The organism is Streptomyces aurantiacus JA 4570 (assembly GCF_000414115.1).
GTDB lineage: Bacteria > Actinomycetota > Actinomycetes > Streptomycetales > Streptomycetaceae > Streptomyces > Streptomyces aurantiacus_A.
Map to the genome: position 1 here is coordinate 1 of NZ_AOPZ01000140.1, position 14355 is coordinate 14355.

General features: G+C 71.0%; 13 protein-coding genes and 1 pseudogene. 8 read left to right on the top strand and 6 right to left on the bottom strand.

Translation table 11 applies throughout. The annotated features are described in order from the left end of the window. Positions 1-190 (bottom strand): annotated as a pseudogene (locus STRAU_RS42980) (molybdopterin molybdenumtransferase MoeA); the annotation flags it as partial. Between the two features lie 378 nt (positions 191-568). Between STRAU_RS42980 and STRAU_RS15635 the strand changes: the two are divergent. Together STRAU_RS15635 and STRAU_RS15640 are read left to right on the top strand one after the other, a co-directional pair. Next, the gene (locus STRAU_RS15635; RefSeq protein WP_037659709.1) at positions 569-1414 is read left to right on the top strand and encodes a hypothetical protein; all 846 of its coding nucleotides are present in this window, start codon (positions 569-571) and stop codon (positions 1412-1414) included. A 219-nt stretch (positions 1415-1633) separates the two neighbouring features. Continuing rightward, positions 1634-2989 (top strand): YncE family protein, encoded by a 1356-nt coding sequence (locus STRAU_RS15640; RefSeq protein ID WP_016641303.1) that lies wholly within the window; start codon positions 1634-1636, stop codon positions 2987-2989. Positions 2990-3138: 149 nt separating this feature from the next. On the opposite strand, the gene STRAU_RS15645 is transcribed toward STRAU_RS15640, so the two are convergent. Beyond that, a complete protein-coding gene (locus tag STRAU_RS15645; protein WP_016641304.1) occupies positions 3139-3657 on the bottom strand; it encodes a MarR family winged helix-turn-helix transcriptional regulator in 519 nt (172 codons plus the stop codon). A 297-nt stretch (positions 3658-3954) separates the two neighbouring features. On the opposite strand from STRAU_RS15645, the gene STRAU_RS15650 reads away from it, so the two are divergent. Continuing rightward, a complete protein-coding gene (locus tag STRAU_RS15650) occupies positions 3955-4800 on the top strand; it encodes a lysozyme (protein ID WP_016641305.1) in 846 nt (281 codons plus the stop codon). Between the two features lie 166 nt (positions 4801-4966). On the opposite strand, the gene lon is transcribed toward STRAU_RS15650, so the two are convergent. Continuing rightward, positions 4967-7393 carry an endopeptidase La gene (lon, locus tag STRAU_RS15655; RefSeq protein WP_037659711.1) on the bottom strand — a complete coding sequence of 809 codons (2427 nt, stop codon included), beginning with the start codon at positions 7391-7393 and terminating at the stop codon, positions 4967-4969. A 208-nt stretch (positions 7394-7601) separates the two neighbouring features. Between lon and STRAU_RS15660 the strand changes: the two genes are divergently transcribed. Then, positions 7602-8303: a GNAT family N-acetyltransferase gene (locus STRAU_RS15660; RefSeq protein ID WP_016641307.1), complete on the top strand. Its 702-nt coding sequence runs from the start codon at positions 7602-7604 to the stop codon at positions 8301-8303. Positions 8304-8369: 66 nt separating this feature from the next. Here STRAU_RS15660 and STRAU_RS15665 read toward each other — a convergent pair whose 3' ends face one another. The 3 genes from STRAU_RS15665 to STRAU_RS15675 form a co-directional block, all read right to left on the bottom strand. Beyond that, positions 8370-9146: a hypothetical protein gene (locus STRAU_RS15665; protein WP_016641308.1), complete on the bottom strand. Its 777-nt coding sequence runs from the start codon at positions 9144-9146 to the stop codon at positions 8370-8372. After that, positions 9112-9576, bottom strand: coding sequence for a PadR family transcriptional regulator (locus STRAU_RS15670; RefSeq protein ID WP_037659714.1), 465 nt, complete (start codon positions 9574-9576; stop codon positions 9112-9114). The genes STRAU_RS15665 and STRAU_RS15670 overlap by 35 nt, the downstream gene beginning before the upstream one ends. Before the next feature lie 154 nt (positions 9577-9730). Next, a complete protein-coding gene (locus STRAU_RS15675; RefSeq protein ID WP_397892070.1) occupies positions 9731-10612 on the bottom strand; it encodes a rhomboid-like protein in 882 nt (293 codons plus the stop codon). A 417-nt stretch (positions 10613-11029) separates the two neighbouring features. Here STRAU_RS15675 and STRAU_RS15680 point away from each other — a divergent pair, with 417 nt between their 5' ends. The 4 genes from STRAU_RS15680 to STRAU_RS15695 form a co-directional block, all read left to right on the top strand. Next, entirely contained in the window at positions 11030-11734 is a 705-nt protein-coding gene (locus STRAU_RS15680; RefSeq protein ID WP_037659716.1) for a spermidine synthase family protein, read from the top strand. A gap of 66 nt (positions 11735-11800) precedes the next feature. After that, a complete protein-coding gene (locus tag STRAU_RS15685) occupies positions 11801-12541 on the top strand; it encodes a response regulator transcription factor (RefSeq protein ID WP_016641312.1) in 741 nt (246 codons plus the stop codon). Then, entirely contained in the window at positions 12538-13758 is a 1221-nt protein-coding gene (locus STRAU_RS15690; RefSeq protein WP_016641313.1) for a sensor histidine kinase, read from the top strand. The genes STRAU_RS15685 and STRAU_RS15690 overlap by 4 nt, the downstream gene beginning before the upstream one ends. Before the next feature lie 320 nt (positions 13759-14078). Beyond that, positions 14079-14355, top strand: a 277-nt coding sequence (locus tag STRAU_RS15695; RefSeq protein ID WP_158692078.1) for a 2-oxoglutarate dehydrogenase E1 subunit family protein, incomplete at its 3' end; no start/stop codon positions are given.

Here is a 14355-nt window from a genome sequence, read left to right on the forward strand (position 1 = left end):
GGGAGGGCGTGTGCGCCCCGGGGGCCGGGGTGGCCGAGGGGTCCGGCGCGGGGGCCGTCGGCCCGTCCGTGCCGGACTCGGGCGTGCCCTCCGCGGCGGCGGACCCCCGCTCGGCGGGAGTGGTCGCGCCCGGCGGGTCCCCTTCCGGGGCCTGCTGCCTGCCTTCGCGCCGAGGCCGCATCTCTTGCACCGGTGCTCGCATTCCTGTTTTTCGTCTGCCCTAGGGCCCGGCTGACGATCCGTCAACGCGAGCGCTCCCGGCCCGGATCCCGACGTTCGCAGACGATTCCAGTGCCGGTACGCGGCAGTCGCGCATCGTCTGCCTGGCCACCTGAAGGAGTGAACATCGACAGGGAGTTGGTGAGCAAGTCACCCTGCGTGTCGTGAGGGCCGCGGGCGGTGTGCCGGTTGGACGTCTGTGGACCGCTTTGGCAGGATGCGCCGCCACACCCTCGCCGGAGTCGATCATTCCAGCCGAAATCCGGCGGCCGACCTGCGACTGTCCCCCGTGCGCGCGGACGGGCGGACCTTCGGGGGAACCCGTGAGGGCCTCGTGCAGACTGGCCGGATGCGCATCGAACTGGCCACCGAGCCCGGCGACCCGGACCGCCCCAACGAGGACTACGCGTCGGTGTCGCTCCCCGCGTCCGGACAGGGCGGATCACTGGTGCTCCTGGACGGTGTGACGCCCCCGTCCGGCGACGTCGGGTGCCTGCATTCCGTTCCCTGGTTCACCGCCCGGCTGGGCGGCGCACTGGGTGAACTGTCCGTTTCACGGCGGGATATGACGCTGCCTGAGATCCTCGCGGCGGCCATCTCGCGCACCGCGGACACCCACCGTGACACCTGTGACCTTTCTCACCCGCGCACTCCGCAGGCGACGGTGGTGCTCGCCCGGTGGGACGCGGAGCGCGTCGAGCATCTCGTCCTGTCGGACTCGGCGCTGCTCGTGGCCGGTCCGGGCGGCGGGGTGGAGGCGGTCCTCGACCGGCGTCTGGACCAGCTCCCGCCCGCGATCGGCGAGCTGCGCGACGCCGTACGGGCACTGCCGCGCGGCTCGGCGGAACGGCAGGCGGAGGGCCGCCGGTACGCGGCGGCGGTCGAGGCGCTGCGGAACGCCGAGGGCGGCTTCTTCACGGCCGCGGCGGACCCGGCGGCGGCCGCCCTCGCGATCACCGGCGCGCACCCCCGCTCCGCCGTCACCGCGCTGGCGGCGCTGTCGGACGGCGTCGGGCGCTGGGTCGAGACGTTCCGCGAGGGCGTCTGGGCGGAGTGCTTCGCGCTGCTGCGCAAGAGCGGCCCGCAGGGACTGGTGGATCGCGTACGGGAGTTGGAGCGGGCGGACCCGGACGGCACGGCGTTCCCGCGCGGCAAGCGGCACGACGACGCGGCGGTGGTGTACGCGGAGCTGTAGCACCGAAGGCGTTTCAGCACCCGAGGCCCGGGACAGAAAGAAAGCAATTCAATTCAATCAACTCCCGCAATCACAGCGAACTGATCTCCGGAACATTTCAACTGAAGCAGAGATCAGGAATTGCCTGTTGAAATTCCGTTCGACAACAGGGAAGGATCAGCGGGCGAGGGGAACGCATGGCCACATCCGGTCATGTGCCCGCGCACGAAGGAGAATTGAATGTCCCAGCGCATGGCGGTCATCGCGGGTTCGGTACTCGCGGCCGCGCTGGTGCTCAGCGGCTGTGGTTCGGACGACGACGACGGCGGCGGCAACGAGGGCGGATCGGGGTCGGCCGCGGCCGAGGCGAAGGTGCTCGCCAAGGTGGCACAGCCGAAGGTCGGCGAGATGGCCGGGGCCATGGGCATGTGGACGACGGACAAGAATTTCGTCAAGGCCGGGCTCAAGAAGATATCCGGCTATCCGCTGGCCGGCGGAAAGGCCGAGTGGGAGGTCCCGCTGACCGGCGAGGTCTGCTGGTCGTCCGAAACGCCCACCAAGGACGGAAAGGTCGCGGTCGTCTTCCAGAACGACAAGAAGGACCCGTCGGTCTGCACCGAAATCGGCGTCGTCGACATCAACAAGGGCAAGCTGCTCTGGCACAAGCAGGCCACGAACGAATACGGCAGCGCCGAGATGTTCGACGAGATCACCGTCGGCGGCGGCACGGTCGCCGCCGCGGGCACGAGTGCGAGCGCGGGCTGGAAGCTGGACGGCACGCCCCTGTGGAAGCCGTCCGACGAGACCTGCGACACCGTCGGCTACGCGGGCGACGAGACGAAGCTGGTCGCCGTCCGCGACTGCGGTGACACCGACAACCCCAAGCTCCAGGTCGAGACGGTCGACCCGAAGACGCGCGCGGCCAAGTCGACGTACAAACTGCCGCAGGGCACCGAGTACGTCCACGTCGCCGCCGTCGACCCGCTGGTGCTCGCCGCCGACGACGGCAAGTCGCAGGGCGGCTCCGGGATCTCCCGGTTCATCACCGTCGACGACAGCGCCGCGCAGGGCAAGGAGCTCAGCACGATCCCCGTCGGCGGCGGCAAGCACGGCAAGTACGAGGCCGACTGCCCGGCCACCGAGGTCACTGGCTGTGCGCAGCTCGCGGTCAGCAAGGCGAAGAACGCGCTGTACCTGGGCACGTCGGACCCGGCGAGCAGCTCCTCCGAGGCCAAGAACGACCTGGTGTCCTTCGACCTGAGGACCGGCAAGCAGCTGCGCCGCGCCCCGGGTTCGGACTCGGGCCGTCTGGTGCCGATCGGCGTCGACGACTCCGGCAAGGTCATCGCGTACGAAGAGGCGAACATCGCCCGTGAGGCGGGCGGCGCGATCCACGAGGTCGACCCCGCCACCCTCAAGCAGACGAAGGTCCTCCAGCACCCGTCCGACAGCTACGAGATGGAGGCCCGCTTCGAGTCGGACCGCCGCACCCTGTACTCCGGCGGCCGCTTCTACCTGGGCGCGGACCACGTGACGGAACCGTCGACGGTCTACAAGACACCGCAGCCGCTGGCGGTGGTGTACGGGGAGAAGTAGCCCCCGAGACGCCCCGGAGCGCAGAGAAGCCACAAATGCGAACGTACCGGGCGCAACGTTCCGCATCCGGCGCGGGGTAAACGGGTGGAGCGGGTGGGAGAATTCCGCCGCGAAGCGGCGGCCCAGGACTCCGCCCCTCCGGGCCGGACCTAGGACTCAGCCCCAGCGTTGAGCTTCCCAAGCAGCCGAGCCAACTCGGCAACCTCCCCCCGGTCCCACCCGGCCAGCTGCCGCACATACCGCCCACGCCGCGCGCGGCGAACCGTACGGAACCGCTCACGGCCTTCGGCCGTAAGCCGCACGAGCCAGGCCCTGCCATCGGCGGGGTCTGGCTCACGCGTGACCAGCCCCAGCTCCTCCAGAGCCCGCAGCTGCCGGCTCATCGTGGCCTTGCCGACCCCGATGAACGCGGCGAGGTCGGTGGCCCGCCGAGGCCCCGACTCGTCGAGAAACGCGAGCAGCCCGTACGCGGCCGGCTCCAGCTCCGGGTGCACCTGCCGGGCCATCTCCCCGGAGGAGGCCCGCGCCCGGCGCAGGAGCAGCGTCAACTCCCGCTCCAGGGCGAGGAATTCCTGGTCCACCCCACCGCCGCCCCCCGCCGGGCCCGCCCCGGACCCCTCACCGGGGGCCACCCCGGCACCCTCACCGTGGGCCGCGCCCTCGCGCATCTCAGCACCCATGCCACATTTTCCCGATCCTGAAAGTTTCCGCCGGCCGCGGCCATCGCCGCAGCTCGCCCAGTATTTCGCAGGCGTAGACCAACGGCAGGCACCAGCACCCCTTCCCCTGCACGGTCTACGTGCGTAGCGTTCTGGATGACATGTTCACACCAGCAACATGTCGACAGGTCCCCCCACCGAGTCCCGTACGCACCACGCGCCCGCCCCGCGACGTGGGAACCGTGAGCCACACGCGCGGCTCGGCGCGCGGCGTACGAACTCCACGAGGCCATTCGGAGGCACGCCATGCCCGTGCACAGACCCGGTACGGCCCGCCGCGGACACCCCGCGGCCGGGATTCTCCTCGCCGTCCTCTCCGCCCTGTCCCTGCTGATCACCCTGCCCGGTGCCGCGCAGTCGGCCGACGGTGGCGGTGACGACGTGCCGCCGCGCGGCTCCGCCCGCATGGGCATGGGCGTCGTCGAGCACGACGGCGAGGGCGGCCGGCCCAGCGGCGGCGGCGCCGTCCAGACCGAGGGCGTCGACGTCAGCAGCCACCAGGGCAACGTCAACTGGTCGGCGCTGTGGACCAGCGGCGTGAAGTGGTCCTACGTCAAGGCGACGGAGTCCACCTCGTACAAGAACCCCTACTTCGCGCAGCAGTACAACGGCTCGTACAACATCGGCATGATCCGCGGCGCCTACCACTTCGCCACCCCGGACACCTCCAGCGGCGCCGCCCAGGCCACCTACTTCGCGAGCAACGGCGGCGGCTGGTCCCGCGACGGCAGGACCCTGCCGGGCGCCCTCGACATCGAGTGGAATCCGTACGGCGCCGCCTGCTTCGGCAAGTCGCAGAGCGCGATGGTCGACTGGATCCGGGACTTCCTCACCACCTACAAGGCGCGCACCGGGCGCGACGCGGTGATCTACACGGCCACCAGCTGGTGGAAGCAGTGCACGGGCAACTACGGCGGCTTCGGGGCCACCAACCCCCTGTGGATCGCGCGCTACAACACCAGCCCCGGTGAACTCCCGGCCGGCTGGGGCTTCCACACCATGTGGCAGTACACGTCGTCCGGCCCCATCGTCGGGGACCACAACAAGTTCAACGGCGCCTACGACCGGCTGCAGGCCCTGGCCAACGGCTGACCGACACCGCGTACGGCGAGGCCCTCGCGTACAGCAAGGCCCGCCTACGGCAAGGCCCGTCTACGGCAAGGCCCGTCTACGGCAAGGCCCGTCTACGGCAAGGCCCGTCTACGGCAAGGCCCGGGATCCTCGCGGATCCCGGGCCTTCACTTCCCCGCCGCGCCCGTCACGCCGCCGCGTGCACCTTCACCTCGGCCGGTGCGAGCGCCAGCTCCAGGACCTGCCGGACGTCCGTCACCGCGTGCACGTCCAGCTTCTCCAGGACCTCGGCCGGGACGTCGTCCAGGTCCGGCTCGTTCCGCTTGGGGATCACCACGGTGGTGATGCCCGCGCGGTGCGCGGCGAGCAGCTTCTGCTTCACTCCGCCGATGGGCAGCACCCGGCCGGTCAGCGACACCTCACCGGTCATCGCCACGTCCGTGCGCACCAGTCGGCCGCTGAGCAGCGACGCGAGCGCCGTCGTCATCGTGACGCCCGCACTCGGGCCGTCCTTGGGCACCGCGCCCGCCGGGAAGTGGATGTGCGCGCCCCGATCCTTCAAGTCGCCTACCGGCAGCTCCAGTTCGGCGCCGCGCGAGCGCAGGAAGGAGAGCGCGATCTGCGCGGACTCCTTCATGACGTCCCCGAGCTGGCCGGTGAGCGTCAGGCCCGACGCGCCCGTCTCCGGGTCGGCCAGCGATGCCTCGACGAACAGCACGTCGCCGCCCGCTCCGGTGACCGCGAGTCCCGTGGCCACACCGGGCACCGCGGTGCGCCGCTCGGCCGGGTCCTGCGCGGACTCCGGGACGTGGTGCGGCCGCCCGACAAGACCGCGCAGATCGTCCGCCCCGACCGTGAACGGCAGCTCGCGCTCGCCCAGTTCGTGCTGGGCCGCGACCTTGCGCAGCAGCCGCGCGACGGACCGCTCCAGGTTCCGCACGCCCGCCTCGCGGGTGTACTCCCCCGCCAGCTTGCGCAGCGCGCCCTCGTCGATCGTCACCTCGCCGTCGCCGAGCCCGGCCCGCTCCAGCTGGCGCGGCACCAGGTGGTCACGGGCGATGACGATCTTCTCGTCCTCCGTGTACCCGTCGAGCCTGACCAGCTCCATGCGGTCGAGCAGCGCCTCCGGAATCGCTTCGAGGACGTTGGCCGTGGCCAGGAACACGACATCGCTCAGGTCGAGTTCGACTTCCAGGTAGTGGTCGCGGAAGGTGTGGTTCTGCGCCGGGTCGAGCACTTCGAGGAGCGCTGCCGCCGGGTCGCCCCGGAAGTCCGAGCCCACCTTGTCGATCTCGTCGAGCAGGACGACGGGGTTCATGGAACCCGCCTCCTTGATCGCCCGCACAATGCGCCCGGGCAGGGCACCCACGTACGTACGCCGGTGGCCGCGGATCTCCGCCTCGTCCCGCACACCGCCGAGCGCTACCCGCACGAACTTGCGCCCCATGGCGTGCGCCACGGACTCCCCGAGCGAGGTCTTGCCGACACCGGGCGGCCCGACCAGCGCGAGCACCGCGCCGCCCCGCCGTCCGCCCACGACACCCATGCCGCGGTCGGTGCGCCGCTTGCGCACCGCCAGATACTCGGTGATGCGCTCCTTCACGTCCTGCAGACCCGCGTGCTCGGCGTCGAGGATTTCCTGGGCGCCCTTGATGTCGTACGCGGAAGCACTGTCATCGGTTCGCTCGTTCCACGGCAGTTCGAGCACCGTGTCGAGCCAGGTGCGGATCCAGGACCCCTCGGGCGACTGGTCGCTGGCACGCTCCAGCTTCTCGACTTCCTTCAGCGCCGCTTCCCGCACGTTCTCCGGCAGGTCGGCGGCCTCCACCCGGGCTCGGTAGTCGTCGGACTCCTCCTCGCCGTCCTGGCCGTTGAGCTCGCGCAGTTCCTTGCGCACGGCGTCCAGCTGGCGCCGCAGCAGGAACTCGCGCTGCTGCTTGTCGACACCCTCCTGCACGTCCTTGGCGATGGACTCGGCGACGTCCTGCTCGGCCAGGTGCTCCCGGAGCTGCTCGGTGGCCAGCTTCAGACGCGCCGTCGGGTCCTCGGTCTCCAGGAGCCGGATCTTCTGCTCGGTCGTGAGGAACGGCGAGTATCCGGAGTTGTCCGCGAGCGCGGAGACGTCGTCGATCTGCTGCACGCGGTCGACGACCTGCCACGCGCCGCGCTTCTTCAGCCAGCTCGTGGCCAGCGCCTTGTACTCCTTGACCAGTTCGGCGGTGGCGCCGGGCAGGGGGTCGGGCACGGTCTCCTCGACCTGGGTGCCCTCCACCCACAGGGCCGCGCCGGGCCCGGTCGTGCCCGCGCCGATGCGCACCCGGCCACGAGCGCGGATCAGCGCCCCCGGGTCGCCGTCCGCGAGCCGGCCGACCTGCTCGACGGTGCCGAGCACACCCGTGCCCGCATACGTCCCGTCGATCCGCGGAACAAGCAGCACCTTCGGCTTGCTACTGCTTCCACTGGACCGGGCAGCGGCCTGGGCGGCCTCCACCGCGGCGCGCACATCGGCATCGGACAGGTCGAACGGCACCACCATGCCGGGCAGCACGACCTCGTCGTCGAGCGGCAGCACGGGCAGAGCGAGCGGTGTGTACGCCGTGGACTCAGCAGCCATGATCTCCCCTTCGGCATTCAAGTTGAGCTATACCGACTCAATGCTTGTGAGCCTCTGAATGTTCCCCCGCGCTTGTTCGCTGTCAGCGATCACCTCTGTCGCCACGAAAACGCCCCCGCGTAAGGTTCACTCACCAGAAGCAGTCATTACACATCCATTGCATGTCGGGGTTCGGGCGGGTCTCCGTCCGCATCGGGAGGGTTGCTCCATGCACGGCACAGAGGGAGCCCCGATAGGGGGCAGCGAGACCGTACGGGCCTGGATCGACGGGTGGGTCGCCTCGCGCGGCGCCGCCCCGCCGGTGGTGGAGCCCTGGGGCTTCACCGTCGACGTGGGCCAGGCCAAGCACCCGACGAGGCATGTCCTCGGCGCCACGGGCGCGGACGTCCAGGAGGCGGACGTACGCAAGGTCGCCGCGTCGGTGGCCGGAGCGGATGTGTGGCTGAAGGTCTTCGACCACCCGGACCGCGTCGCTCCCTGGCTCGGTCCCGAGTGGTGGCTGGACCCGGAGCCCGGCTACCTGATGACCGTGCCCCTCGCCCCTGTCGCCCCGCACCGGCTGACCGCCCCCGACGACTACCGGCTGCGCACCTGGTCGCGCGGCGGCGTGATCCGCGCGATGGTGGCCGCCACGGACGGCTCCTGGGCGGCCCGCGGCCAGATCGCACCGACCGGCCGCACGGCGGTCGCCGACCAGATCGAGACCTCCCCGGAGCATCGCCGCAAGGGCCTGGGCAGCCTCGTCATGCGCACGCTGGCCGTCGCGGCCGTCGAGCAGGGCGCGGAGATCGGCGTTCTGGCCGGGACGCCGGAGGGCCGGGCCCTGTACGAGTCACTGGGGTGGCGGGTCGTGGCGGCCTTGACTAGCACGCGGCGGAAGTCGGCGGAGGAGTTGGAGGAACCTGCCTGATCCGGTGGGCCGCTGGACGCGCTCACGCCCCGCTCGGCGGGTTGGCCCTGACCGCCCGCTCGGCGCTCACGTCTTGGAGCTGATGGCCCGTCTCGCGCGGGTGTCCGCGTAGGCGTACGGCAGTCCTGGCAGCATCAGGAGCAGGGTCCCCCACAGCGGTAGCCGGAAGAGGGTGCCGTCACCCGCGAGCCACGAGGTGAGCTGGGCGCAGGCCACTCCTGCCAGGCCGACGAGCAGCCACCATCTGAAGCCGAGGGACCCGCGCCTGATCTCCAGGGCGGCGGTGCCCACGAGTATCACCGCGTAGAACGCTATGCGCGGCGCCTCGACGGACAGCGTGAGCGTCAGGTCGAGGAGATGCGTCAGGAGCAGCAGCGAGCCCAGGACGAACGGGATCATCGCCGCCATCCGCAGCACCCGCTGGTGCAGGGGCGCCCGCGCACGGGCCCAAGCCGCGGCGAACGCTTTCGCGTCCGCGCCGACCACGTCCCGCGCCGAGCGGCCCGCGGCGGCAGCCTCGTCCAGGTGGGCGGAGAGCTCGGCCAGCATTTCGCGTGTGGAGGCGTCGTCGATGCCTCTGTACTCCCAGTTGCTCCGGCAGACCGCCAGGACGCGGGCGCGTTCCGCGGCATCGGTCGCCTGCCCGTCGGTCACCTGCACGTCGGCCGCCTTGCCGTCGGTCGCCTTGCCGTCGGTCGCTTTTCGACCGGCGGCTTTTCCGTCGGCGGCATTTCCATCGGCCGCCGTCGCGTCGACCTCGCTGTCGCGGGCCGCCGTCCCGCCCGTCGTCGTCTCGGTCGCGGTCTCGCTAGGCGCGTGCCCGCTGGTCGTCTGGTGCGTCATGTCGTGCGTCCCCCGTGTCGCCGTCTCGTGCGTCCGTCTCGTCCTCGTCCCGCCGGCCCCGCCCGCTCTGCTCCTCCTGCTCCTCCTGCAAGGTCCTGGAGACCGCCACCGTGAAAGTGCTCCAGGTGGCGCGGCCCGCGGCCAGCTCGGCCGCGCCCGCGTCGGTGAGGCGGTAGTACTTGCGCGGTGCGCCGCCCGCTGCGGACGGAGCGCGGTACGAATCGACCAGCCCTGCTCGCTCCATGCGGGCGAGCAGGGGATAGATGCTGCCCTCGCTCACCAGGTCGAGGCCGCTCTCGGTGAGGGCCTCCACGAACTCGTAGCCATACCGAGGCCGTTCGCCGATGAGCGCGAGCAGGCACAGGTCGAGCACCCCGCGCAGCAACTGACTGCGCCGCTGGTCGTGCGTCGCGGCCAGTTCCTTTGTCATGCGGTACAAGATAGTCGCGAAGTACCTTGCGCCGCAAGGGTTTTATGCGGAGCCCTGGATTCCGTCGAAATCGGCCTCATGGCAGGGCGGAATGCCCGGGTGTACAGCCTGCGCGGAGGCGTCCGGTCCTCGACGGACGCCTCCGGCCCTCGACCTACGCGGTCGCGCTCCGCCCCCGGCGCCGCAGCAGCGGCCACGTCCCGACGCCGACGACGAGCGCGAGCAGATGGCCCCAGTTGGTCATCGGGTCGGTGAAGGCGACGAGATCCGTGACGAGCATCCAGCCGAACGCCGCGAGGACGGCCCAGCGCAGCCAGGGCGTGAGCAGCCCGGCGAGCGCGCCGACGCTCGCGGCGACGCCGAAGCTGATGCCGTAGTCGAGGCGGTGCAGGGAACTGCCGGGCAGATGGCCGGCCAGTACCGAGAGTCCGACCGGCACCTCGGTGGCCAGCGTGGCGACGATGTGTCCGAGCAGGAAGACGCCCGCCGTACGCAGACCGCCGATGCGGCGTTCCAGAGCGGTGAGGACCAGCAGGAACCCGATGGCGTACGGCGACGTGATGCCGCCCGCGATCCACAGCGCGCTGGCGACGAGGACGAACGCCGGGCGGTCCGCGAGGTGCGCCACGTCCGTGCTCGAACCCTGGTGCAGCGAGGAGATGAGCGAGGGATCCGCGTACTCGGTGAGGAGCGAGGTCACGAGGAGGACGAGGGCGTAACCGAAGGTGAAGGGCGTTCCGGTCGGCGAGGGCAGCAGCCGCCAGGGCCGCAATCCGCGCAGCCCCGTCCGCACCCGCACCCGCGCGCCGGAGGCACCGACCCCACCCACCACGGCCCCGCCACCAAGGGCCCCACCCACAACCCCACCGGCAACAGGCTCACCGCGAGTGGCCTCACCCACCACAGACCCACCGCGAGCGGCCTCACCAGCGAACGATCCCTCGACGACGAGCGTCTCCCCAACGACGCCCTCAGGCCGAGGAACCGCACCCTCGGGCACCACCCCCGCCACCCGTCTTCCGGCCTGTCTGGGCACCCCGTCGAGCGTCGCGGCTCCCGACCCGCCGACCACGGCATCACGCACCACAAGCCCAGGCCCACCGGGCACCGCGCCCGCAGCCGCACCCACACCCGCGCCCGCCGCGTCAGGCGAACCCCCCACCCCCGCAGCGGCGCCCCCGCCAGAACCCGCGCACCCGCCAGAAACCCGCCCAGACCGGTTCACGCTGCGGCGCTCCCTCCATCACGGCTTCACGGATCTTCCATTACGGATAGATCACGGATCACGCTTCACCGATCTTTCCCGCGCTGTCTATGACCGACGCCACGTGAGGCGCGATTCACAGGAACCCACAGCAACCCCACACCATTCCCCGGCGTCCCGCAGAACCGCACTCCTCGCGCACCCCCAGATACTCCCCACAGCCGCCCCGTTCGGCGGGAAGATGGGCGGATGCGCACCCCGTACCGACCTGATCCCCCCGTGGTTCTCGACCGGCGCGAAGGCCCCTACGGCGAAGTCGTGCTGCGCCGCCACGGAGACCTGCTGCAGATCATTGCCAACGGCATGTTCCTGATGGACACCTCAGACGGCCGCTCGGAACGGCTGCTGATCGACGCGGCGTACGACGCCCTGGACGGACGGCCGCGGCCGAGCGTCCTCATCGGCGGCCTGGGCGTCGGCTTCTCCCTCGCCCACGCGGCCGCCGACCCCCGGTGGGGCCGCATCACCGTGGTCGAGCGCGAGCAGGCCATCATCGACTGGCACCGCGACGGGCCGCTCTCGGAACTCTCCCGGCAGGCGCTCGCGGACCCGCGCGCGGAGATCCTGCACACCGATCTGGTCGCATATGTCAACGGCTCATTCGCAGGCGCCAACGGCACACCCGCCACATACGACGCCCTGTGCCTCGACATCGACAACGGCCCCGACTGGACCGTCACACAGGACAACGAGAGCCTCTACTCCCCCGCCGGCCTCGCCGCCTGCCAGGCCCGTCTGAACCCCGGCGGCGTTCTCGCCGTGTGGTCGGCGCAGCCGTCACCCGCTTTCGACTCCGCTCTACGGAATGCCGGGTTCCAACAGGTACGTACGGAAGAGATCCCCGTTGCCCGGGGCGTACCGGACGTGGTTCATCTCGCGGCAAGGGCTGCGTAGCCGAGGGGCCTTCACGCCCCGTACTCTGCTGACCGGACACCAAGCGATCACGTCAGGGGCGGGGCGATGGAGCAGACACACACCTCCCACAACAGCGCCACGGCAGCGATGCCGGGCGCCCAGCGCCGGGTTCTGGTGGTCGAGGACGACCCGACGATCGTCGACGCCATCGCCGCCCGGTTGCGCGCCGAGGGTTTCGTCGTGCAAACAGCGGCGGACGGGCCGGCGGCGGTGGACACCGCACAGGCATGGCAGCCGGATCTGTTGATCCTCGACATCATGCTGCCGGGCTTCGACGGCCTGGAGGTCTGCCGTCGCGTGCAGGCCCAGCGGCCGGTGCCGGTGCTGATGCTCACCGCGCGGGACGACGAGACGGACATGCTGGTCGGGCTCGGCGTCGGCGCCGACGACTACATGACCAAGCCGTTCTCGATGCGCGAGCTGGCCGCGCGCGTGCACGTGCTGCTGCGCCGGGTCGAGCGGGCTGCGCTCGCGGCCACGACGCCTCGTAGCGGCATCCTGCGCCTGGGCGAGCTGGAGATCGACCACGCGCAGCGTCGTGTGCGGGTGCGCAGCGAGGACGTACACCTGACACCCACGGAGTTCGACCTCCTGGTGTGCCTGGCGAACACCCCGCGCGCGGTGCTCTCGCGCGAGCAGCTGCTCGCCGAGGTCTGGGACTGGGCCGACGCGTCCGGCACCCGCACCGTCGACAGCCACATCAAGGCGCTGCGCCGCAAGATCGGAGCGGAGCGCATCCGTACGGTCCACGGGGTCGGGTACGCCCTGGAGACCCCGACGCCATGACGGCGGACCCCGGCGCCGCCGACGGCACGGCTCGCGGCGCCCTGAGCGGTACGCCCGGCAGTGCCCACGGCACGCCGGGCGGGGCGGTGGAGCCCGCCCTGGGCCGGGCCCGGCAGTGGCGCTGCGACCGGGGCGGAGGCATCGGGCTCAACGGGCCCTTCGCGGGGCTCAGGCCGTTCTCCATCAAGACGAAGCTGGGCACCCTGGTCGTCGTCTCGGTCTTCATCACCACGGGGCTGCTGATGGTGGCCATGGAGACGGAGACCGAGCTCCGCTTCATCACCGTCTTCTCCGTGATCGCCACCCTGCTGATCACGCAGTTCGTGGCCCACAGCCTCACGGCGCCGCTGGACGAGATGAACTCGGTGGCCCGCGCGGTCTCGCACGGCGACTACACGCGCCGCGTGCGCGGGGCCGACCGCCGCGACGAGCTGGGCGACGTGGCCATGACGATCAACCGCATGGCCGACGACCTGGAGGCGCAGGACCAGCAGCGCAAGGAGCTGGTCGCCAACGTCTCGCACGAGCTGCGCACCCCCATCGCCGCGCTGCGCGCCGTCCTGGAGAACGTCGTCGACGGTGTCTCGGCGGCCGACCCGGAAACGATGCGTACGGCCCTGAAGCAGACCGAGCGCCTGGGCCGGCTGGTGGAGACCCTGCTCGACCTGTCCCGCCTGGACAACGGAGTCGTCCCCCTCAAAGCACGCCGCTTCGAAGTGTGGCCCTATCTGTCGGGTGTCCTGAAGGAGGCCAACATGGTGGCTTCCGCGCGCAAGGGAGTGCCGTCGGGCTCCGGCAGTCACACGCGTACGGACGTCCATCTGCACCTGGACGTGTCCCCTCCGGAGCTGACGGCGCACGCGGACGCCGAGCGCCTGCACCAGGTCGTCGCCAATCTCATCGACAACGCGGTCAAGCACAGCCCGGCGCACGGCCGCGTGACGGTGCGTGCCCGGCGCGGCCTCTACCCCGAGTCCCTGGACCTGGAGGTCCTCGACGAGGGCCCCGGCATTCCGGAGTCGGAGTGGCACCGGGTCTTCGAGCGCTTCAACCGCGGCGCGCACGCCGGCGCCCCGCCCGGCAGCGACGGCGGTACGGGACTCGGCCTCGCGATCGCGCGCTGGGCCGTCGATCTGCACGGCGGGCACATCGGTGTGGCCGAATCGGCTCGGGGCTGCCGAATTCAGGTCACCCTTCCCGGCCTGCCCGAGGCTTGAAGTTGACGTAAGGTTCGAAGCGGAAGCGCTCTCTGGGCGCGCGCATCGCGCGCGGGAGGGGCCGCAACCGCGTGTCGAGGCACCCTAGGGGCACCGAAAGCGTGCGCAGGGCGTGCACAGACGTCCCCACCAGGGCACCACGCGGTGCACTGCCGTAGGCAAACTTCGCTTGTTTCCCGCCATTTACAGCGCCGAAACCAGCTTTCCAGTGTGACTTACACGACGGATGACCGGCCCGGTCTGCACTGTGCGTCGATGGAGGCGTAGCCTTTATTTCCGCTGTCCATCACCTTGTGAAGCGGAAGAGGGCGGTTGCCGCCGTGTCGCCACAGTCCCCCAGTAACTCGAGCACCACGACCGACCAAGAAGCGCAGGGCAAGAACCCTGCTGCCGCGTTCGGTCCCAATGAGTGGCTCGTCGACGAGATCTATCAGCAGTACCTCCAGGACCCGAATTCGGTCGACCGTGCCTGGTGGGACTTCTTCGCCGACTACAAGCCGGGAGTAGGCGCAGGCGTTGCCTCCGCCCCGGCCATGCCGGCGGGTGACGCGGCCGCGGGGGCCGCGTCCACCACGTCCCCCGCCCCGGCCGCCGCGC